The organism is Marinobacter sp. H13, assembly GCF_059072335.1.
This window is the reverse complement of sequence record NZ_JCACRU010000009.1, coordinates 345,784-365,082: the sequence shown is the minus strand read 5'-3', so window position 1 is coordinate 365,082 and position 19,299 is coordinate 345,784. Positions and strand designations below refer to the sequence as shown.

Below are 19,299 nucleotides of genomic sequence, written 5' to 3'. Positions count from 1 at the left end.
AAAAAATACAGAGTGGTGGGTGTCCTTATGCATAAAAAGATCGTTGATCTGAACACTCAGGTCCAGCAAGCCCGTGAGTTGTTTGACGAAGGGCGTGTTGTACCATCCCAGTGGGTGCGGGATGAGGTTTTGCGCTCTTGGCTAAGATGCAGAAAACATGGCGTGTCCCCCTCTGATCAGCTCTTACTTGAGGCCGCGCAATTCGACCAGATTTCTCATATCCGCAATCAACATCAGCGTCTCATGACATTTGCGGAGCCTGAAATGCATCGGTTGTTTCGTGCAATCAGTTCTGCAGGTTGGGTTTTGGCGTGTGTGGAAAGAGAAGGCCACAGCATTAAATATTTCGGCAATGACAGTCCCTGCTACGAATTGCTGGGAGCCGCTTTGAATCCTGGTATGGACCTTTCAGAGGATATAGCTGGAACCAATGCCCCCGGTTGCGCTTTGATAGAAGGCAGGCCGTCGCTTGTGTGTGGAAGTGAGCATTTCTTGCATTCTCTCCGCGATCTATCCTGCGTGGCAGTGCCCATTTTTGACCCTGCAGGGACGCTGGTCGGGGCTTTGAATGCTTCGAAACCTTATGATGGCCGACCGGTCGGGATTCTTGAGGCAGTTGCGCTCGCAACTCGGTCTGTTGAGAATCGAATGGTCGACGATTTGCGTGGCGCCTTAGTCCTCGCGCTTCACTATCGCCCGGAGCTTACGCAGTCACCTATGCGTGGTTTGATACATTTCGGCGAGGATGGTGAAGTTTTAGGTGCAAACCCCTCGGCCAGGCAGATGCTGGATATCGATTCTCTCGAGAAGATGCAGAGTCATGTCTGTTTCAAAGACTTATTCTCATGCCGCGCTGCCGAGATTGAGGGATCACAACAAAGCCCTCTTGAGGTTGAATGTCACAATGGGGCAAGGCTTTTTCTTAAAGTTGAAAGTCTTCGCAAAGGGCCTTTGAGCGTCAACTCGATGCCACAGCAAAGACGGCCGGACATCGTTCAGTCTTTTTACGTGGGCGAGCCTACAAAACCACTTTTCGACAAGGCGCATCGGGCCTTTCAGTTTGGAGTTCCGGTTCTGGTGACTGGGGAAACCGGAACAGGCAAAGAGGTTTTAGCGCGCTCGCTACATGCCAATGGGCCTTCTTCAAAAGGCGCGTTTGTTGCCGTGAACTGCTCGGCTATTCCTGCCGGCCTGATAGAATCAGAGTTGTTTGGCTATGCAGACGGCGCTTTTACTGGTGCCCGACGTGGGGGTGCCAAGGGGAAATTTGAGGAAGCGAACGGCGGTACGCTCTTCCTGGATGAAATAGGCGATATGCCGGTAGAATTTCAAGCACGGTTGTTACGTGTTTTGCAAGAACGCATTGTCACCAAGCTTGGAGAAGAGAAGTCTCGGCCCGTCTCGTTTTCTCTGGTCTGTGCGACACATCGGAACCTTGATGAGCTTATGGAGAGTGGGGACTTTCGGAGCGATCTTTACTACCGAATCAATGGCCTCAGGGTGCAGCTCCCTGCTCTGCGGGAGCGTGAAGACCTCGATGCTTTAATTGATCACTTGCTGGCATCAATGTCACAGGAAGATTCCCCGCCAATTCTGACAGCTGAGGCTCGCAATCTCTTAAGGCACCATTCGTGGAGAGGCAATATTAGAGAGCTCCAGCAGGCACTGAATCTTGGCCAGGCGCTTTCTACTCAGGGAATTATCGATGTTGAGCACTTGCCCGAGGACATCAAGGCCAAAAATGATACTGCGGATGTGGACGTAGGCGAGGGCGGCACACTCGCCGCTGCGGAGCGCCAAGCGGTGCGATGTGTGCTCGAGAAACACAATCACAACGTCAGTGCCGCGGCTCGAGAATTAGGAATAACACGAGCCACTCTCTATCGGAAAATTAAACATTTTGTCCTCTGAGGTAATTCGTGGACTAGCCCGAATTTCTCATGAGGGGATAAAACGCGCCGCTCTTTTCAGCGAGTAAGCGCCTGGGCATTACAGTTTGTCAGGTGTATCCGGCTTTTAGTTGTGGGGCATTAGCTTGGCTGTGCCGGTCGTTGTCCGCCCATTCTAAATGTCCGCTTTGCGACCAGGCTGGCCAGCAGGGAACAATTTTCTGAACCATACTTAAAGGCCCTTACCCTCCGAAGAGGGCCACGTCATGACGGTTCCTACCAGCAAAGCTCCCTGGAACAAAGGGAAGCTCGTCGGCCAGAAGCTACCGCTCAAACTCGAACAAATATGGGCTGTCCGTATTCGTCTAGAGATAGCGAAGAACATCCGCGAGCTGGCGATGTTTAACATGGCTATTGACTGCAAACTTCGATCCTGCGATCTGGTAAAGCTTTTGGTTCGAGATATTTCCAGAAACGGTGAGGTTCTGGATCGGGCGCAAGTCATCCAGCAGAAGACTAGTCAGCCTGTTCAGTTTGAGATAACCAAAAAGACTCGCGAATCGGTCGAAGCATGGATCGAGTTGCGCGGACTGTCGGGTATGGATTATTTGTGGCCGAGCCGGATGCGAAAGTATGACCATATCACCACTCATCAATACGCCCGTCTTGTCAAAAAGTGGATTACCAGCATTGGACTTGATCCTTCAGTCTACGCAACCCATTCAATGAGACGTAGCAAAGCGACATTGATCTACAAGAAGACCAAGAATCTTCGAGCCGTCCAGTTGCTGTTGGGACGCACAAATATGTCGAGCACCGTGCGGTACCTTGGTGTCGAGGTCGAGGATGCTCTGGAGATAGCTGAGAGTATTGAGATCTAGCTGCGTAACTTGTTTCCTTGGTCACTGTGGATGCCGCAGACGCTGCCAGCCCCGGTCGATGATCACCCTCGGGTTTCGATCAGGCTTCTCCAGTCGTTAAACAAAAGCGAACATTTGCCTTTAGAAAGATATCCTGAAAAGCTCCTTCTCAACGTGGCCACGAAAAGGGGTGCAGAATCAGCCAGAGTTCGAGAGGGTTAACTGATGGTGCGTATCCAGGTTGTTGCGGTAAGTCCAAAGTTATCTCCCGTCCGACCGGATTTGAGCTGCCTGTCAAAACTTGGGCTAGAAAGACCGGTTATGTAGACTAGAATTCTTCTCACACCATCTTTTGGGTACGAGATTCTGCTAAAGACATCGAACCAGTCTGCGGGAAAGGGTCGATCCAATACCGATGCTAAAATCTGTCCGCCCAATAACCTGTCAATATGAACGAAACCCGTGCCATATAAATCAAGACACCACGAACTGGAGTACAAAGTAAAATGTTGGATTTAATGTCAGCAGCAGTGTTATCCGGCGTAATCTATGATGTTCTTAAATACCAGGCGAAGGTCACAGGGCAAGCACTTAAAAGCCGCCTCAAAGAGTGGGTTCTCGATGATGACTCGGCTGACGAAATTGCCAATGAGATCAATGGAATAGGTATAAATCAGGACATGAGTGAAGCTGCTATCAAGAGGAAAATTCAGAATTCAGATCGTTTGACCCAATTAATGAAAGAAATACAGCCTTCAAATCAAACAAATATTAACCAAATACACAATGGAACTGGTGACAACGTGGGTCGAGATAAAGTGGTGAAGGATGATTGAGCGTGAACCCCATACTTCTTCCGGTTGCCAAGCACAAGTAACTCAAGAGCATAAAGGGCAAGGGGACAATGTAGCTGGGGATAAAATATATTCCCCCGGTATTTCGGTAGATGATATCGAAGGCTCAGTGGTACAGATCTTAGTTTTTATCCGGCATCGGATCACCGATTCTGCCGAAGCGGCAGTAGAAGCTCTAGAGGGTTCGTCGCGTTTAGAGGGCGAGGCCAGGAAATTGCTGGAGTTAATAAAGATCCTGACGGACTTTGCCGTAGGTAAAGATACCAAGGCATCTTTCAAGAAACTAAATGAGCTAAGGACGGGGTGTAAGAGTACGTTCGCAAAGGATTTAGCGAACGCTACTTTGATCAGAGCGATTGCTACAAGGGATTCCCCGGACTTTTCAGGTATCAGAATCCCCCTTGAAGAAGAATTTCTAAGCAAGGAAGCCTATCTTGAATATGTCGCAGACATCGACCGCCTCAGTGAAGAAGCAGAGAGGACGCGGTTTGAATTTTCTGAGCCTGTGCTTTGCGGGCTCATTAGGGGGTTGCTACGAGTTGGTGAGCCAGAAGTTGCTGAGGAGTTATCTGACCACCTGGTAGATCAATATGATAGTGTCAATAGTAAAACGATTAATATTGCATGTAGAATACAATCCTTTTTTAAAACTGAGGGCGTTCAAAATTTTTGGACATTAAATCATGACAACTACCAAATCCTTCTTGGGATTTGCAATGAGATCATTGATTTAATAAATTTTACTGAAGGGAAGGAGCATCGCCTATTTATTTGGTCGGCCAACCTCCTAGAATTTTCTGCCGGTGAAATTTCTGATTTATTAGATATTTGTACTGATTTCATTGCCACCATTGAGAAAACAACTCCAAATATAGCTAAGGCAATTCGTGGCTTTAACTCGGGAAACTTTGATTACTCAGATGGCCTACCATTTTTGATTGGGAAGTGCGAAAGAGATGAGATTTTTCGAAGAAACAAAGTTTCAGAGATACTGAAAAGCAATTATATTAGCATTGATGAATCTGCGATTCTTCTTAATGTTGGCGATAAGGAGAAAATAAAGGAGTGGATTAACAGTGGCGGGGGCGTTACTGAAGATAGCGCTTTACTTAAAGACTTTGTCGAGCTTGAGTTGCATGCATTTGTGCTGGAAAGCAACCCAAAAGAGAGATTGCAGTTACGAGAGAAAAGTGATCGATTCTTGGACGATCACAAAGATTCCCTAAAAGATATTAATCCTTTCAGAATTCACGCACTTTGTCACCATCTCCTGAAAGCGAACTTAAGTACGCCTGCATGCAAGATACTGAGTCATTTTATACCAACGGGTAACCTCTGGCTCTCACCACTCGTCGAATTGTATTTGCACGCGCTCTTACACAGTACTCAACTGGATACTTTAAGTGTGACACTGGATCGAATTCCAAAAAAATATTGGAATTATAATGTATGGAGAATTGAGGCGAAAAAGCAGGAGACTCTTAACCATTTACCAGATGCAGTGGGTGCTATAAAAAATGCCTTACACTTTAAACCAACGTCGATCGAATCATGGTTTAATTTGATTTATTTAAATAGACGACAAGGTGCTGATGATTCACAGATTGCCGGTATACTTGATTTAATATCTACCGATATTTTGGACAAGCCTTCAGAAAATGCGGCTAGGCTTTTATCTGAATTCCTTGCCCAAGGGCACGTTGAACTGATGGAAACCAAGTTGATCAAATGGTTTCTTGAAGACCCAGAAGGGTCGGCAAGGCTTATCACTGACTTCCATCTTTCTGTAATAGAAATGAAGGGGCAGAATCTTGATCTTCGTGATACTGTTGACGATTGCGTGTTGGCCGTCAGTTATACAGTCGATGGTGAACAACAGCTGAAACTCATAGTTAAAAATCCAGAATACAAACACTCAGCGTTCATAGACTCTCGTACTCCTTTAGGTGATGCCCTGCTCAACTCAAGCAAAGGCAGCAAATTTAATATTGGTATGAGTGAGTATGAGGTAAACGAATTCCTTCCTCCATATGTTGGTGTTTTTCGTATTTCTACGAAGATTAGGAGTTCAATCAATGATGGTACCGATTCATTTCAAAGTTTCACGATGCCAGCGGACCCTGAGGAGTTTATAAGCAGTATAAAGAAGAAGATGCAGTTTCTTAAGAAAGATGCTGATCCTATCTTAGAAAATTCAGACATTCCAATATACATGAGAGGTAAGCGGTTCGACCTCTCTAATCCTATTAAGGGTATGATCGCAATACTTTTCGATCGTAAATACAAAAACTCGGGCATCCCAAGTTTTGGTTCTGAAAATCCTACAGAAATAATTCTAGATATATGGTCAATAACTTATATTTTTTATTCTGGACTCTCTGAGACGTTTAGGTCAAGCGGAATATCGACGATTATTACACGAGAAACTAAGGCTATCATAGAGAATTGGATTGATGATGTTAATCGCGACGATTACTTGACGATTGATTTGACCGACGACGGGGAATTGATCCGGTCAGGTAGTACAGAAATCTATAACGGTACCGTTGATCTTCAGGAGTGGATGAAATTTATTATCGAATCATCCGAAATCCAATCGCCTAATTCAGTTGACCTTCCAGAGGAAATTAATGAGTGTCGAGATTTAATCGATGAGTCCGTTGAATCGAGTATTATTCTCGCGTTTTCAAACGATTTAGATTGGATGTCGATCGATCCTTTTTTTGCAAGATTGCTGGGTGGGAAAGGCGGGCGTTCAGTCAATGTCTCTCGTTTTTCGGTGCAGCTTGGTGCAAATCGCGAAATTGAAGCTATGGCCACTGCAATTCAACTTCATTTGTTCCATGACTTTCCCTGTTCGATAACTATTGAGCACTTAATCCAACTTGCTTTCAGCGTGAATTCAGATAATAACTGCAGCACTTTGGTGTAACCAGGTAGAGATGGGAGGGCCGTTGCCGGTACCCTCACGGACTTTACCGACCAAAGTGAAGCAGTGATGAAGTACCGACAACTGACCCAGACACAACGATATCAGATTTCGGCCTTGCGTGTGGCCGGCAAAAGCCAACGACAGATCGCCGGAATAATCGGTTGCCACAGCAGCACCGTTAGCCGTGAGTTAAGGCGAAACAGCACCTCGGGCTATGACCCCGAGCACGCGCAGCAACAGTCGAACGCCAGGCGCAGCCGAGCCTTTAAATGGCACAAAAGATTGCAGTGGCTGACAGAGTGGGTCAGCACACGATTAAAGCAACACTGGAGCCCTGAACAGATCGCCGGCTTCATGAATCGCATGAAGACGCCGGTTCGTGTCAGTCACCAGTGGATCTATGATCTGATCCATCGTGACCGGCTCAGCGGCGGCAATCTCTGGCGCTATTGCCGGCACAGAAACAGCCGCGGTCGTAGGCGCAATGCCAAGGATGCAGGCTTAGGCAAAATACCCAATCGCACGGGCATTGAACATCGCCCGGAAGAAGTTGAAAGCCGCGGCGCGCTGGGGCACTGGGAAGGCGACACAGTTCTTCAGGGCCACAAGCAATCTGGTGTAGTAACTCTGGTTGAGCGTCGGAGTGGCTACTTGCTTGCAGGTCGTCTACCCGAGATCACGGCCAAACAGACAGCGCGAACCGTGATTCGTCTTCTGCAGCCGATTCGGGGCGCGGCTCAAACTTTGACCTTGGATAACGGCAGTGAGTTTTCAGAGCATGAACACATGGCCAAAGCGCTGAACTTGGACGCCTATTTTTGTGATCCGTATTGCTCGGGTCAGCGAGGCACCAATGAGAACACGAATGGTTTGCTACGCCAGTACTACCCGAAAGGGACGAACTTCGCCAAGCTGTCCCAAACTCAAATCAATCGAGTGGTTGAGCAGCTGAATAACCGACCCAGGAAACGGCTGGGTTACCGGACACCGGCAGAGGTGTTCTGGGGTGAATATTCCGGGGCACTATAAATGAGCGGTGCTGCGGTTATTGGTTGAATCCACGAGTCAAGAAGTCGCTCATGACGAGATTTTGAAAGATGCCTTAATAAGGTATCAGGACGAACTTAGTTGCATTCCAAACGCGCTTTCAATAATCAAGAAAATTTGTATCGCAAACTTAATAGGTGCGATGCGCGCCGGGGAGGTCATCGATTCTGAAGGCCGGCTAAAACTCCGGCACGGTAGTGGTACCCTGTCCGTTTTTTATACATGCTGTCTTATCGCGTCTACTATCCAACTAAATGATGAAAAACTTTCCCGTGAAGAGCGTCTTGCACGATTTTTCCTTGAGTTGTTCGACACAATTCACGAAATGCCGTCTTTAATCAACCTAGTAAGAAGAGCTGGAAGTGTGTATGCCAAAGGACATTTCTTATCAATTACTGAGATCAATAGTTGTCTAGGCGATCTTCAATCTGGTGCTAAAGGCGAGTAATAGTAATCCCCCGTTCTTAGAGGGATTCAAAAGCAGATCTAAGGCCATCATCAGGTTGGCCTTGGGGCCAGACGCTATCGGTCTGCTCTGTGGTTTGACCAGGAATTTCTCTCCGATGGCCGTTAGGGCGGTTCAGGGGTTTGGCATCGGCAGTAACACACCCCTTGTCGGTTATCGCCTTCGGCCGGTTATTCAGTCCAAAGGTTGCGTGGCTATCCCGTTTAGCCTAAGGGAAAGCCTGCTTGTTCGGTACTCTGGTTCCTGGTGCTTTGGGTCAAGCTGGTACAAAGTATTGGGAGTTGGCGTTCGATAATGAGTACCAAAAGCAAAACAACGGGTAAACGGTTCCTAACCGGGCGGTCAACCGGACACCATATCGCTTTCGGGCTATGGTTCCCTGTGCTGCGGTGCCGGATACCGCTGGCGTTATCGGACCATCTGAATGTTCGCTTTGCGACCCAAGCGCAGCCAATTTATGTTGATGTGGAGACTCTTAGCTTACTATTCTCTCGCTAGTGCCCACAGGCCGCGATATGAGCAACGTAAGACGCCTTCCTTTTGTGGATTGTTCGGTGGAGAATGGACTTTTGATGCCAAGTCGGAGGGATCTGGATGACGGAAAGAAAATCCTACAACTTGGGTGATCTCGTGTCCCAGTGTGACCCAGACGCCCCGATTCCAGACACGCTTCGAGAGTGGGAACGGATGGTGCCGATTGGATTGGAACTGGTCATCACGCGGCACTCAGTCGACGTTGTTCATCAGTCGATACGAATCTTGGAATCTCGGGAACAAGCACTGGAGTGGATCCAGCGCCCGATTCCAGGGCTTGAAGATGAAAGACCTTGCGACCTGCTGGGTACCCCTGACGGTTGTTGCCGGATAGCGTCGGTGCTTCAAAAAATTGAGCATGGTGATTTCAGTTGAGCCTACCCTAGGATTTATGTCTACTCAAAACACGAATATGCGAAATGATAGAGCTCTGTGCAGGAAATCTTGTCAAATATCCCGTCGTAATGTTCGATTTGCGACCACTGGGTGAGCATAAGATCCTTTTTTATCGCCTCTTGCGGCGAGCGGGCTTTGTCCTCAATCTTGGTAGGTAGTCCCAACGAGAGTTTTAGTATTCATGTTTAGTACAGGTACTAATATAGAAAATGAGCATTTACGCACTCACTCACTCGATTGGGATAGTTTTTATAGTTATAGTTGCGACATGGAAAAAATACTGCCTGGTCTTCAGCATATCGAAATCCAAATGGCTAAACCGTGCGCAGGCGACATTATCGACGTAGCGCATCAAAGAGCCGAGACGGCAGCGGTCTTCTTTGAGAATGGAGACTCTTTAGAGCTTGCCGGGCCATATTTGTGGAAATTCCTAGACAGCGTACCCCATAACCTACTCAATGATTCAGGTTCTGATTATGCGGATAGCCGATGCGGTGGCATTCCTGTGCGTGATCTGGTCAACGTATTACGGAGACTCTATGGGCTTATAACTAGGCCCAACAATACGATTGAGGAGAGCAACGAGGCAGATTTGATCGCGAGTATCACAATCGATGGCCAGGGCCGTGTATCCACAAAGCTTGCACCGAAAATATCCGAGGACGACGCTAAACAAATTGCGGAACTGATCAAGGACTATTTTGTTTCAAACAGAAGCACCCTTCTGGCTGAAATCTCGGACTGGATCAGCGAAATAATCTCTGAGCCCTACCTTGAACAAAGGTTCGAGTCCGAAGGCAAATACCTCCGCCCAGTATTTGAGCCAGTTGAGTGGGGAGATGAGTTGAGGTCCATAACCTGGGACGAATTCACAACTAAGCTGACGAACCGCACCGGCGAGGGCTCCCCCGCCTACCTCCATGTGTTCGATTGTTGGCTGGCTAAAAACGAGAGCATGGTTGAGAAAGCTATCCAATCGATCATGAAAAATCACAGCGATAACCCATCTGTTCAAGCTCTAAGTGAGCTGATCATTGAAAGTGGTCATCACGTAACGCAAGTACACGGGACCTATATCTTCTTTAACGTTTTCTCGGAGGCTGCTGCATGTCTTGGAGAGATAGCCATACGTAGCCATGGGTCATCAATCAATTAATGAGAATTCGACAAACATGAACAAACAAGGCACTACATACACGCTGTTTTTTTCATTATCGATACTGACCGATGACCGCCGCTTCGGCGAAAAGGTGGCTCAAACGGGGTCGCTGCCCTTCCACAATCTCAAGCAGACCGACTGGAAAGGATTGGGCATCAGGGTCCGAGACACGTTGATTGGCGATTATCCCGAGATCCGTGACCGTGTGATGGTCAAGCTCTTTGATGACTCCCTAGAGAGCGCCACCAAAGGAGCTCTGACCGAGAGCCAGATTTTCAGTTATCTCAAAACCCTGGTGGCACGAGCGCAAGAGGGAAATTATCAAGCCCATGATCTGAGGACGAATGCGTGGCTGACCACCTACACGCGGTCAGCACCACCTAATGATTTCAATGGTGTCATCATCATTGACGACGACGGAACAGAAGACATTCTGGAGAGCGCGGTGAACGGGATACTCAAGCACTTCTACGCCGAAGGAGAAAACCGCTTCGGAGGCCTTGGATCACTACCTATGATCTTTTCTGGACAGATTAATGACTCCAGTGGTTTCTCAGCAAAAATGCTAAAGGTCTTTGCACAGACTTTCGATCATCCATTTGCCAATGATGTCAGCCCAATGTTTTTGAATGAGGCCCAGCAAAAGAAGATTGCGACCGCCCGCTCCATGCGTGAGCTTTAACGCATCAACAAGATTTTCAGAACATGGGAATCCGGGAGAATCGATGCATGAGGACTACTTTTTGACGAAACGCCAAGTAGAGAGCCTATTGGTTGATGGACCGCTGAATACCTTTTCCGCCCGCGTGGCTTTTCTGATTCCGATGATTCTGTTCGCAGTTGGTGCAACTTCTGTCATGTTCTTCGGTGCCAAATACACCTTCAGTCAATTACTGGCAGGCATTGGTGTTCTCTTGTTTGCAGCGAGTTGGTTGCCGTTCGCTTTTCAGAAGCCAAAGGTCAGACATAAATAGATGGGAAATCGGTTCTGGGGAGATAGGATCAGAAATGACTAAGAAAAAGCACCTCGAAGTATATAGCGATGAACTTGTCAGAAGCTCGAATAATTATCATCAGCTTCATGTAGCCATAGCCTTTCTGATCGAGGTGTTCACGGATGCAGAGAACGACATGAACACCGCATTAGAGGAGCTATCAAAAACTGCCGGACATAAACGTGAACCTTACAAGGTAGTTTCCGATGAGCTGGTTAGAGAGCAGATAGACCTGCTGAAAACAATGCAAGAATCTGAGGGTAGTAATCTCAGAAGGCTACTTCAGAAAGAGAGCGCTTTCGACCTTGTTTTTGAGGACCAATACCCAATGGTAACCGGGTATCCAGATTGGATTAACGATCTCTTTCCTTATTTCCAACCACAAGATGTGATGCGCAACATCTCGGCTGAAGGTGGAACCGTTATTAGAATTTTTGGGGATGATTTTTTGGCAGTCCCTACTTCTGTCCATGAAAGCTTTATTCAGGTTTGGTGGCCAGTTGCCGGGCAGGTGGAAGAGCCCGGCTATCTGAAAAAAGTTGCCGATCGTGTCTGGGAAAGCTTCGGTCTGGAAAGATAGTTTAGAAATCCGTCGCCCGAAAAACTGGGTGATTATCATGGGAAAACGGAGCACTTAAAATGGAACGACCTGTTAATAACGCGAAGACCAACAATAGCAGAGGCCATTCATCCAGATTTATGTGGGCCGGCTCAATTTTGGTCATTTTAGCCGCTCTCCTTACTGTTTTTGGTTACGAAGGGATTATTGAAGGCGGATTAACTATAAAAGTTGTTACCGGAGTGTTTGCATTACTAGGGGCGGTGTTGCTTGCAATTTCTCTTGACCAGTTACACTGGTCCCGAGATTAGATCTACGTCAGAAAAAAATAGATCCACCAATGGGAATCCGGTTATGGATCATTTAACCCACATGGTTTCGAGCGCATTGGCTGCGGCTCGAAACGGTTATGGAACACTCTCTACCGGGGAAGCGCTCGTTGCGGCGTTGATACTCAATGACCATGCCGCTCTGGCTGATCGCGGAATGACAATCGCCGAGGCGTTGGACCGGGTAGGTCCGGACTGGTCTGCGCTGATACCTACGGCATCTAAGCGTGTTGTTGCCCAGTTGGACGATGTGGAGCAGACCCGACGCCAGGTTAAGAAACAAGAGGCTGACCAGAGATTTGTTGATTTGGCAGCAGACGGCGAGCCAGTAGATCTTGAGGCAAAGTTCGTAACGTATGGGGATGCTCCTGGTTACCGGGACGCATACATAACCCTCAAGCTCGTTCCCCTTGGATCGAAGATGGATGGGCCAAGCACAGTAACAGCGACCGTAAGGCTCGATGCGGTGGATAGCGCGAAAGTGGCGCAATCTATCCTCGACATTCATCGGTTGGCATGGAGATCCGGCCATAGGCCGATCGACGCTAAAGAAACGGAACCTCGCCCTAGCTGGTTGGGCTGAAGAATTAGGATGGGAATTGGTGAGGCCTGATGCGGAAAAGACTCACTATCGTCATGCGAGAGTTTTGGGGGTGGTTCGGCACGGAACGTTTTACCCGTCAAGACTTGTGGCGTCGATTCAAAGGACAGTACCGCCATGCGGGTGGACAAGAGCTCTGGCCCAAGGACGATTTTCTGGGGTGGCTAAAGCTTTCGGAGCATAAGTGGATAATCCCTGCGCCAGGCCCAAGAGGCGGAGAGGGCTGGCGACTGAGCGATGACCTTGTTGAAGCGTTTCAAGCCGAGAGTAAGCGGAGCTGTGAACTTCGCGGGCAGGCCAAGAATACCATCGAACACATACAGGTCAGGATAGGGACGCTTGAGCTTGCAAAAGATCTATACAAGCCGGCTGCCTGGAATATTGTTTGGTCATTTAAGCCACCGTTACCGGTGCCTGGCCCTGATGTGGACGGAAAATCGCGCCACGATCCGAACTGGGCGTTTGTGTTTAGCGTAACAGCGGACATTGAGCCTTCAAACCTGCAATCCCAGGTTGATGACGCAGCACGTCATTTGAAACTTTTGCTAGAGAGGGAGCGATGCCGGGTAGTCGCCATTCTGGAAGAGATAGACACCTTGGCCGCTCAAATTAACTGATGGGAAAACGTATGAGCGGCGAACCACAGGCAGAGTACAACGCACCACGGTGTGCTATTTGCAGGGTTGTCCTCGACTCTGCGCCCGAGCATCGCAATCTCGGAGGTGATTGCCTGATGTGCATGGCTGCGTGTGATGATCCTGACGCCGTTGCGGAGCTTGAACGATTGCGTAGCGAAGCCAATACCCCAAACCCACACTGAAATTGGAATTCGAGGTTGAGCATGATTGCAGACGAATTTGAATTCGAAGGTGGAACAGTAGAAATACATCTCGAAGAACGAGTGGATGAACGTCAGAACGAAGCGTTTGTTGTTCTACCCCGCTGGAAAGGCGGCGGGCTGGTGAATGGGTTTGAATATCGGGTAGACAAGATCACCCAAATTGACGCGAATATGGCTTCAACAATCGACCCTATTAAGGCGTTGGTCAAAACCTGCCGCGAAGATGTCTTAGATCGTAAGTGGGAGCAATACGAGAAAGCCCTCGCAGTGCTCAAGAACCAGTAATAACAGGATGGGAAACCGGAGCGTGGATATGTTCGACAAGGTATTGCGAGCGCTGGGGGTGTTAGTAGGACTGGCCGGCATATCCGGAGGATTGTTCTTCCTGAGCGAGTCATTTGATTCTTTGCTGCCGGAAGCGATGATCTTTTGGTCCGTAGCATGCCTCCTCACTGGTGGTTCCAGCTTGTTTTGGGCGTTGCATGGATCGACGCTTTTGACGCGACTGATCGGCGGCGCATACAGCTAAATTTCTGATGGGAATTCGGGCCGGAGGCAATGATGGCGCTGAAAAGCATTGAAGAAGCAGAGTCCCTTGTTGGAAAGACGTTTGAACGAGACGGCAAGCGACGGGAAGTTACTAGAGTATCAGGGCTTGAGATCAGCCAGTTTGATCACCGTACCGTGCTAGGAGAGGTCTTCTGGCGTGTACCGGGCGGCAAAGAACGTATGGCCCCGACCCCGGTACCCACGTTTGGCGCTTGGTTGAGCAAGGCCAGCGTCGTACCTAATCAGTAACAGCATGGGAATACGGGAGGACGCCATGAAATTTCCTGAGAATTTGCCGGGCGGCTGGGAGTTCACTGAACCATTCGCACCGAGCCCGCTCGCCAAAGGTCAGGTCTGGCGAAAGTGCGGCCCGTCCGACGCGATCGAGATCATTCGGGTGATGCAGCCTGGACACTCCGAGTTCGACGGTGGCCTTCCGGGAATCAGTGTCCGCTCAAGCCAAATCGGCAACCGTTCGGTGACTTGGAGCAAAGACACTTGGTTCATGCCTGGCACCGAACAGCAACTGATGAAACGCCTTGAGGCCGACGGCTACGCTCGGGCGAAATGACATAGGAAACCGACGGCTGGGAACCTTCATTAACCAAATAGGTTTGCGATGAAAACTACGGCTGATTTTGTGTTCTTCTGGGGTAACAAAGATCCTTTTTCAAACTGGCACCCATCCCCGTTCCGCTACAAAGGGAATTCATTTTCCCATGTCGAGCAGTTCATGATGTTCGGGAAAGCCCAGCTCTTTGGGGACCGATCTGTGGCTGAGGAAATCCTGAACACGCGGGACCCCAGAAAATGTAAAGCGCTTGGTCGAGAGGTTCGTGGGTTTGTGGAGAAAACCTGGGACCAGGAGTGCGAAAAAATTGTTGGGATCGGATGTCGTGAGAAATTTCTGCAAAACCCGGATCTGCTGAGGGAACTTTTGGCGACGGGTGACCGGATGATTGTAGAGGCAAGCCCTTACGACAGAATCTGGGGAATTGGTTTAAAGGCAGATCATCCCGATGCGATTTATCCTGAACGCTGGCGCGGCGATAACCGACTCGGAAAGGTCATCTCTGAGGTGCGCTCATTCTTGATCAACAACTACATACACCAGTCCTTGCCTGAGCGGGCGCATGAGGCGATGAAGCAAGCCTTATCTGAAATTTCTTTAGATTCAGCCTCTTCTGTTCTTGCGCTTGACAATGAAGAAATTCATGAGCCGGGGCCGTCGCCAGGATAAACATAGGAAATACTGACATTGGAAATCGAATGGCTGATAGCACGAGCAAATCCGAAATCATTGAACGGTTGATAGAGAGCAATGCTCGACTAAGCAGATTGCTTGAGTTGGCACACGCTGAAAATCACCTGCTTGAAAAGGAAATTCAGTCATCGAAAACCCAGATTGCTGGATTGCTAGCCGGAATCAACTTTTCTACCAGAAATCAAAAGACCTCAAGCATTGAGGTGGTGAATGTCATGCTTCAGGCGATGATGAACAAGCCTGGTTCTGATAACGGTTGAAGGCGCCATACTGACAACGGGCGGGATACGACTATGCCTCGCACACTTGAACAACTCTCAGAAGCCTGGCGCAAAGAAGTGAGCCAGAAGATTCGAAGTAGGCTACTGAACCAGAGCCCGCGAAAGAATCGCAAATACCGTGAGGCGGCGGGTAACGAACTGTGAGATCGTAATAAAGTCGGTAACAACACAATAAAGTTGGTAACTTACTAATAGAGTTGGTAACTTTCTCTTGACCAGTTACACTGGTCCCGAGATTAGATCTACGTCAGAAAAAATAGATCCACCAATGGGAAACCGCCCTGCTTGCAGTTTGCCGGGCCGCTAGCCCCACACTCTTTACTTTGCGTCCTTTGTAAATCGGTGATAAGCTTTACTTGTACTCCATAGTAAAGAGGTCTCGTATGCCAGTTGTCAGCCAAAAAAGACAGGTGACTCTTCCTGCTGAACAGTGCTCCATTGCAGGCATTCAGCCTGGCGATGAGTATGAGAGCTTTGTCAGTCGAAAGGGTGTTATTTCCATAGTTATTAAGCACAAAGGAGCTGCCAGTGGTCTGCTTAAAGGGATTTCAGTCAATGACCAGGTAAGCGATGAAGAATCTCTTGAGAGTGCTGTTAGCTGATGATTGCCGTTGATACAAATGTGGTACTCCGCTATCTGCTGCAAGATGAGGCGAAGCAGTCGGCACAGGCAAGCAGCCTGTTCCTGGGGTCAGAGAAAATCCTAATCACCGATGTGGTCTTAGTTGAGACTATCTGGACGCTTCGAGGCAAGCGGTATGCGCTCTCCAGAGAGGCGCTGGCGGAAGTGGTGCACAGCCTAACCGAAGAGCCGAATGTCGTGTGGGAAGATGGCCATGCAGTCTGGTGCGCCCTAGATGATTTTGTTAATGCCAAGCCCATAAAGGTGAATGGGAAAACCAAACGAGCCGATTTTTCCGATGCACTGATTCTGAACAAATCCCAGAGATACGGGATCAATAAAACGCTGTCAGTGTACCCACTGTATACCTTTGATAAAGCGGCACTGAAGATTGATGGGACTAAAGAGCCTAAATAGTAGCTATATAGGAATTCGATTTTCTGCAATGACGACTGACTTATCGGCTTCCAGTTTTCATCTAAAAGCGGTGGATGAGGCGGGTTACCCAAACATGGACTTCGAAGAGTGGTATCGAAAAGGCATGGCATGTTTCCGGGTAAGGTTACCGCGAGAATTGGTACTTCAAGCCTTTCGCCATCTCGCCAAGGAATGGGAACGGCGAAACAAAATTGTAGCGATGTGGCACATCCGAGCTTTCGTGTATGGCCTCAGCGGCAGAGACGATCGCGGGCAACGCGGACGGCTGGTTCCTGAAGATTTCTCGTGGCCAATACGCCCTGATAGCTCCTGGCAGTGGATCGTCTGCGCTTATCCTGACGGCATGTGTGACGTCGACATGGTTCACTCAGTTAGTCGCCGTTTCTGGTCGGAGGACAATGGTTTTATCGATCTTCCAAGATTTGACTGTTCGTGGTTCAAAAACATGGGCTTCACGATCATGAGAATGAGTCCAACGATCAAGGTGTGCGAAGGCAAGACCGCCAGTCATCTATCATTGGTGAAGTAACGAAGGCAAGGAAAGCCGATCAAAAGCTACGCTCCCCCACTTTTCCTATCCACCATCCGTGGTAACCGTTGAGCCATGCTTTGTGGACACTCTGACGGGCGAATAAGCGACGAAACCAGCGTGGGAGTACGAACTGCTGGTATCCAAGTGGAAGACAAAATCCAAAGGGCTCTGAGCTGTTTTGACGGCAAGTTTCAGGTGATCAGCTGTTGTCATCTTATTAAACCCTCTTCGGGCAGGGCTCTTACCAACAAGCGCTTCAATCCCCATTTCCTCAGCTCCCTTCAGATGCTGAATCATCTGCTGAAACCACCTGCTCTTCGAGAGAAGCGCCGGCAGCTTTGAGACCGTTAACCAATTTCTGGTCACCAAGGCGTTTCGCCATGGAGAGTACCGTGTACCCACCATCATCTGGCTTATTTAGCTCAGAGTGAGTGCTGGCTGAAGCTACGGCCAAGACAAGATCTACATTGCTGTGCTGGCCGTCAACAAGGCCGCTGATGGCTGTGTGTAAGGCTGTGCCGTCACTGAACTCCGGATGCGAGCCCGTTGGCGCGTTGGCCTGGAGGAGCAGCTCAGTGGCGTACTCCTTTCCATAGTAGCCGGCCACATGGAGGGCCCGACTTAGGTCCGCGCCAGCGTCGATCAACATCTGAGCGGCAACAAGATTGTTATTGAGGATTGCATGCTCAATGGGCGTCAAATCCTTGATTCGGGCATCCACATCCATGCCTGCAGCAATGATCATCTGTAGCAACGCTTTGTCATTGACGCGGTTGCCAAATTGGGAATTCCCGACCAGGTACTCAAGAACGTTGGATTCTTCATCAATGGTCAGTTTCGGATCCGCACCGCGGTCCAATAGCATTTCCGTGACGTTGACCAGGCCATAGAAAACCGCAACGTCCAACGCTCTTCTATCGTCCTTGCCAATTGCATTCGGGTCACCCCCATTCTCAAGCAGCACATCGAGGTATTCGGTGCGGTTGCCGACCACAAGGCAGTGGGCTAACGGTACGTAGTTGTCCATCGTCATGTAGCTGCCACGGACGTCGAGAACCACGCCTTCCCATGGGTTGTTCAGCTTGTCTTCAAACTCTTCAACGGTGATTGATCGATTTCGTACCTTGCCACACAAGTCACTGGCCCAGCGTTCACTCTTGCGCACGATTTCCCGAGCAAATGCCGGAAGGCTGGCCTCGGCAGCCCGGTCGGTCCTGGTACTCTCAAAGGCATGGTCATAGACAATCGAAAACGCGGTCTGCCCATTCTCGTTGGGCTCAAGCGGATCCATGCCGGCCTCAACCATTTTGACGACCGCATCGATATCGTTTCTGCTGGCGGCATCCGTGAGACTCTGCTGACTGGCGCAGCCAGAGATTAAAACGGCGGCCAGAAAGGCCGCCGTGGAAGAAAAAGCTTTATTCATGAATTACATCCTGGGTTTCGGACTGCTCGACAAATCAGGGGTGCTCTGGCGTACGGCCGGCGCCTGCTCCATGGCCGGATCGCCTTTGGCATAGCCTGCATCAAGGGCAACGCTCTGATGGCGGCTCAATGCCTGCCCGGCCAGATCTTCCAGACTAGGCCCGAACGCCGGCTCAAAATCCACAGTGGTATCGTACTCGATCGAGTCGCGCCACAGAGGCTCACTGTGAATAATGGAGCTGAACTTGGCCAGGAAGTCATCCGGCGTCATTGATGACTGGTAGTGCGGCTTATCAATACATGCCAGTTCGCCAGATTCGTAAGCTTCCAGCAGTGCACGCTCATTCATGGGCTCAATTTCAGGAAGCAGGGTTTGAATAGGCTTCCCCTGCTTCATCTGCTGCGCATTACCCATGGCCCGGGAGAACGAAAGCTCCTGGGGAGCACTGACAAAGACAGTAAACGTATTGATACCTTCGCGCTCTGCCCAGTCCTGAAGATTTGCTGTAGAAGACGGGTCATAAGTAGCCAGAACCGCAGCCTGGCCACGGGACATCGCATTCTCGATATCGAACCCCGAGTACCCGATTGCTTTCTCACTACCAACAGGGCGAATAGCCTGATAATCAGACTTTGACTGGATGTGATCAACCATCGGCTGAACCGGGGCGCCGGAGTGTCCGGTAACAATAATCAGGGATCGGGAATACTTCACAAATGCCTCCT

At 49.2% G+C, this 19,299-nt stretch carries 26 protein-coding genes; 24 read left to right on the top strand and 2 right to left on the bottom strand.

Going from position 1 to position 19,299, the window contains the following annotated elements; all coding sequences use genetic code 11:
- Positions 1-27: 27 nt before the first annotated feature.
- The 24 genes from AC5JQH_RS23415 to AC5JQH_RS23300 all read left to right on the top strand — a co-directional run bounded on the left by AC5JQH_RS23415 (position 28) and on the right by AC5JQH_RS23300 (position 17,145).
- Positions 28-1,911: a sigma-54-dependent Fis family transcriptional regulator gene (locus AC5JQH_RS23415; protein WP_493806195.1), complete on the top strand. Its 1,884-nt coding sequence runs from the start codon at positions 28-30 to the stop codon at positions 1,909-1,911.
- 244 nt (positions 1,912-2,155) lie between these two features.
- Positions 2,156-2,770 carry a tyrosine-type recombinase/integrase gene (locus AC5JQH_RS23410; RefSeq protein WP_138437831.1) on the top strand — a complete coding sequence of 205 codons (615 nt, stop codon included), beginning with the start codon at positions 2,156-2,158 and terminating at the stop codon, positions 2,768-2,770.
- 485 nt (positions 2,771-3,255) lie between these two features.
- Positions 3,256-3,585, top strand: a complete 330-nt coding sequence (gapS6a, locus tag AC5JQH_RS23405) for a GapS6a family protein (protein ID WP_138437830.1) — start codon at positions 3,256-3,258, stop codon at positions 3,583-3,585.
- The gene (locus AC5JQH_RS23400; protein ID WP_493806194.1) at positions 3,578-6,535 is read left to right on the top strand and encodes a PIN domain-containing protein; all 2,958 of its coding nucleotides are present in this window, start codon (positions 3,578-3,580) and stop codon (positions 6,533-6,535) included. Before gapS6a ends, AC5JQH_RS23400 begins: the two co-directional genes overlap by 8 nt.
- Before the next feature lie 66 nt (positions 6,536-6,601).
- Positions 6,602-7,564 carry an IS30 family transposase gene (locus tag AC5JQH_RS23395; protein WP_493805864.1) on the top strand — a complete coding sequence of 321 codons (963 nt, stop codon included), beginning with the start codon at positions 6,602-6,604 and terminating at the stop codon, positions 7,562-7,564.
- A gap of 19 nt (positions 7,565-7,583) precedes the next feature.
- Positions 7,584-8,030 carry a hypothetical protein gene (locus AC5JQH_RS23390; RefSeq protein ID WP_493806193.1) on the top strand — a complete coding sequence of 149 codons (447 nt, stop codon included), beginning with the start codon at positions 7,584-7,586 and terminating at the stop codon, positions 8,028-8,030.
- Positions 8,031-8,642: 612 nt separating this feature from the next.
- The gene (locus AC5JQH_RS23385; RefSeq protein ID WP_092033719.1) at positions 8,643-8,957 is read left to right on the top strand and encodes an antitoxin Xre/MbcA/ParS toxin-binding domain-containing protein; all 315 of its coding nucleotides are present in this window, start codon (positions 8,643-8,645) and stop codon (positions 8,955-8,957) included.
- A 289-nt stretch (positions 8,958-9,246) separates the two neighbouring features.
- A complete protein-coding gene (locus AC5JQH_RS23380; protein WP_493806192.1) occupies positions 9,247-10,134 on the top strand; it encodes a hypothetical protein in 888 nt (295 codons plus the stop codon).
- A gap of 16 nt (positions 10,135-10,150) precedes the next feature.
- Complete coding sequence (locus tag AC5JQH_RS23375; RefSeq protein ID WP_493806191.1) at positions 10,151-10,819, top strand: hypothetical protein; 669 nt, start codon at positions 10,151-10,153, stop codon at positions 10,817-10,819.
- A 43-nt stretch (positions 10,820-10,862) separates the two neighbouring features.
- On the top strand, positions 10,863-11,111 hold the full coding sequence (locus AC5JQH_RS23370; RefSeq protein WP_493806190.1) for a hypothetical protein: 249 nt from the start codon (positions 10,863-10,865) through the stop codon (positions 11,109-11,111).
- A 34-nt stretch (positions 11,112-11,145) separates the two neighbouring features.
- A complete protein-coding gene (locus AC5JQH_RS23365; protein WP_136630277.1) occupies positions 11,146-11,712 on the top strand; it encodes a hypothetical protein in 567 nt (188 codons plus the stop codon).
- A gap of 59 nt (positions 11,713-11,771) precedes the next feature.
- Positions 11,772-12,002: a hypothetical protein gene (locus tag AC5JQH_RS23360; RefSeq protein ID WP_085682308.1), complete on the top strand. Its 231-nt coding sequence runs from the start codon at positions 11,772-11,774 to the stop codon at positions 12,000-12,002.
- A gap of 43 nt (positions 12,003-12,045) precedes the next feature.
- Positions 12,046-12,603 carry a hypothetical protein gene (locus tag AC5JQH_RS23355; protein ID WP_493806189.1) on the top strand — a complete coding sequence of 186 codons (558 nt, stop codon included), beginning with the start codon at positions 12,046-12,048 and terminating at the stop codon, positions 12,601-12,603.
- A 29-nt stretch (positions 12,604-12,632) separates the two neighbouring features.
- Entirely contained in the window at positions 12,633-13,238 is a 606-nt protein-coding gene (locus AC5JQH_RS23350; RefSeq protein ID WP_493806188.1) for a hypothetical protein, read from the top strand.
- Positions 13,239-13,462: 224 nt separating this feature from the next.
- Positions 13,463-13,747 (top strand): hypothetical protein, encoded by a 285-nt coding sequence (locus AC5JQH_RS23345; protein ID WP_493806187.1) that lies wholly within the window; start codon positions 13,463-13,465, stop codon positions 13,745-13,747.
- Between the two features lie 28 nt (positions 13,748-13,775).
- On the top strand, positions 13,776-13,991 hold the full coding sequence (locus AC5JQH_RS23340) for a hypothetical protein (protein WP_482901976.1): 216 nt from the start codon (positions 13,776-13,778) through the stop codon (positions 13,989-13,991).
- A gap of 32 nt (positions 13,992-14,023) precedes the next feature.
- Entirely contained in the window at positions 14,024-14,260 is a 237-nt protein-coding gene (locus tag AC5JQH_RS23335) for a hypothetical protein (protein WP_493806186.1), read from the top strand.
- 25 nt (positions 14,261-14,285) lie between these two features.
- Positions 14,286-14,582, top strand: coding sequence for a hypothetical protein (locus AC5JQH_RS23330; RefSeq protein WP_493806185.1), 297 nt, complete (start codon positions 14,286-14,288; stop codon positions 14,580-14,582).
- A gap of 48 nt (positions 14,583-14,630) precedes the next feature.
- A complete protein-coding gene (gene ybiA, locus AC5JQH_RS23325; protein ID WP_136630280.1) occupies positions 14,631-15,251 on the top strand; it encodes a riboflavin biosynthesis intermediates N-glycosidase in 621 nt (206 codons plus the stop codon).
- 29 nt (positions 15,252-15,280) lie between these two features.
- Positions 15,281-15,535, top strand: coding sequence for a hypothetical protein (locus AC5JQH_RS23320; RefSeq protein ID WP_136630281.1), 255 nt, complete (start codon positions 15,281-15,283; stop codon positions 15,533-15,535).
- Between the two features lie 33 nt (positions 15,536-15,568).
- Positions 15,569-15,700 carry a hypothetical protein gene (locus AC5JQH_RS23315; RefSeq protein WP_264766268.1) on the top strand — a complete coding sequence of 44 codons (132 nt, stop codon included), beginning with the start codon at positions 15,569-15,571 and terminating at the stop codon, positions 15,698-15,700.
- Between the two features lie 239 nt (positions 15,701-15,939).
- Entirely contained in the window at positions 15,940-16,158 is a 219-nt protein-coding gene (locus AC5JQH_RS23310; protein ID WP_136630282.1) for an AbrB family transcriptional regulator, read from the top strand.
- The gene (locus AC5JQH_RS23305) at positions 16,158-16,595 is read left to right on the top strand and encodes a type II toxin-antitoxin system VapC family toxin (RefSeq protein ID WP_153637272.1); all 438 of its coding nucleotides are present in this window, start codon (positions 16,158-16,160) and stop codon (positions 16,593-16,595) included. The genes AC5JQH_RS23310 and AC5JQH_RS23305 overlap by 1 nt, the downstream gene beginning before the upstream one ends.
- A gap of 28 nt (positions 16,596-16,623) precedes the next feature.
- Positions 16,624-17,145, top strand: coding sequence for a hypothetical protein (locus tag AC5JQH_RS23300; RefSeq protein ID WP_493806184.1), 522 nt, complete (start codon positions 16,624-16,626; stop codon positions 17,143-17,145).
- 274 nt (positions 17,146-17,419) lie between these two features.
- Here the strand turns inward: AC5JQH_RS23300 and AC5JQH_RS23295 are convergent, their stop codons facing one another.
- Both AC5JQH_RS23295 and AC5JQH_RS23290 read right to left on the bottom strand, forming a co-directional pair.
- Entirely contained in the window at positions 17,420-18,574 is a 1,155-nt protein-coding gene (locus AC5JQH_RS23295; RefSeq protein WP_153637274.1) for an ankyrin repeat domain-containing protein, read from the bottom strand.
- Between the two features lie 3 nt (positions 18,575-18,577).
- Positions 18,578-19,288 (bottom strand): hypothetical protein, encoded by a 711-nt coding sequence (locus AC5JQH_RS23290; protein ID WP_136629473.1) that lies wholly within the window; start codon positions 19,286-19,288, stop codon positions 18,578-18,580.
- Positions 19,289-19,299 lie beyond the last annotated feature (11 nt).

What these genes read in the sequence shown, in the direction of transcription:
- AC5JQH_RS23415 (WP_493806195.1), top strand. Translation starts at nt 28, where the DNA reads ATGCATAAAAAGATCGTTGATCTGAACACTCAGGTCCAGCAAGCCCGT.
- AC5JQH_RS23410 (WP_138437831.1), top strand. Translation starts at nt 2,156, where the DNA reads ATGACGGTTCCTACCAGCAAAGCTCCCTGGAACAAAGGGAAGCTCGTC.
- gapS6a (WP_138437830.1), top strand. Translation starts at nt 3,256, where the DNA reads ATGTTGGATTTAATGTCAGCAGCAGTGTTATCCGGCGTAATCTATGAT.
- AC5JQH_RS23400 (WP_493806194.1), top strand. Translation starts at nt 3,578, where the DNA reads ATGATTGAGCGTGAACCCCATACTTCTTCCGGTTGCCAAGCACAAGTA.
- AC5JQH_RS23395 (WP_493805864.1), top strand. Translation starts at nt 6,602, where the DNA reads ATGAAGTACCGACAACTGACCCAGACACAACGATATCAGATTTCGGCC.
- AC5JQH_RS23385 (WP_092033719.1), top strand. Translation starts at nt 8,643, where the DNA reads ATGACGGAAAGAAAATCCTACAACTTGGGTGATCTCGTGTCCCAGTGT.
- AC5JQH_RS23380 (WP_493806192.1), top strand. Translation starts at nt 9,247, where the DNA reads ATGGAAAAAATACTGCCTGGTCTTCAGCATATCGAAATCCAAATGGCT.
- AC5JQH_RS23375 (WP_493806191.1), top strand. Translation starts at nt 10,151, where the DNA reads ATGAACAAACAAGGCACTACATACACGCTGTTTTTTTCATTATCGATA.
- AC5JQH_RS23370 (WP_493806190.1), top strand. Translation starts at nt 10,863, where the DNA reads ATGCATGAGGACTACTTTTTGACGAAACGCCAAGTAGAGAGCCTATTG.
- AC5JQH_RS23365 (WP_136630277.1), top strand. Translation starts at nt 11,146, where the DNA reads ATGACTAAGAAAAAGCACCTCGAAGTATATAGCGATGAACTTGTCAGA.
- AC5JQH_RS23360 (WP_085682308.1), top strand. Translation starts at nt 11,772, where the DNA reads ATGGAACGACCTGTTAATAACGCGAAGACCAACAATAGCAGAGGCCAT.
- AC5JQH_RS23355 (WP_493806189.1), top strand. Translation starts at nt 12,046, where the DNA reads ATGGATCATTTAACCCACATGGTTTCGAGCGCATTGGCTGCGGCTCGA.
- AC5JQH_RS23350 (WP_493806188.1), top strand. Translation starts at nt 12,633, where the DNA reads ATGCGGAAAAGACTCACTATCGTCATGCGAGAGTTTTGGGGGTGGTTC.
- AC5JQH_RS23345 (WP_493806187.1), top strand. Translation starts at nt 13,463, where the DNA reads ATGATTGCAGACGAATTTGAATTCGAAGGTGGAACAGTAGAAATACAT.
- AC5JQH_RS23340 (WP_482901976.1), top strand. Translation starts at nt 13,776, where the DNA reads ATGTTCGACAAGGTATTGCGAGCGCTGGGGGTGTTAGTAGGACTGGCC.
- AC5JQH_RS23335 (WP_493806186.1), top strand. Translation starts at nt 14,024, where the DNA reads ATGGCGCTGAAAAGCATTGAAGAAGCAGAGTCCCTTGTTGGAAAGACG.
- AC5JQH_RS23330 (WP_493806185.1), top strand. Translation starts at nt 14,286, where the DNA reads ATGAAATTTCCTGAGAATTTGCCGGGCGGCTGGGAGTTCACTGAACCA.
- ybiA (WP_136630280.1), top strand. Translation starts at nt 14,631, where the DNA reads ATGAAAACTACGGCTGATTTTGTGTTCTTCTGGGGTAACAAAGATCCT.
- AC5JQH_RS23320 (WP_136630281.1), top strand. Translation starts at nt 15,281, where the DNA reads ATGGCTGATAGCACGAGCAAATCCGAAATCATTGAACGGTTGATAGAG.
- AC5JQH_RS23315 (WP_264766268.1), top strand. Translation starts at nt 15,569, where the DNA reads ATGCCTCGCACACTTGAACAACTCTCAGAAGCCTGGCGCAAAGAAGTG.
- AC5JQH_RS23310 (WP_136630282.1), top strand. Translation starts at nt 15,940, where the DNA reads ATGCCAGTTGTCAGCCAAAAAAGACAGGTGACTCTTCCTGCTGAACAG.
- AC5JQH_RS23305 (WP_153637272.1), top strand. Translation starts at nt 16,158, where the DNA reads ATGATTGCCGTTGATACAAATGTGGTACTCCGCTATCTGCTGCAAGAT.
- AC5JQH_RS23300 (WP_493806184.1), top strand. Translation starts at nt 16,624, where the DNA reads ATGACGACTGACTTATCGGCTTCCAGTTTTCATCTAAAAGCGGTGGAT.
- AC5JQH_RS23295 (WP_153637274.1), bottom strand. Translation starts at nt 18,574, where the DNA reads ATGAATAAAGCTTTTTCTTCCACGGCGGCCTTTCTGGCCGCCGTTTTA.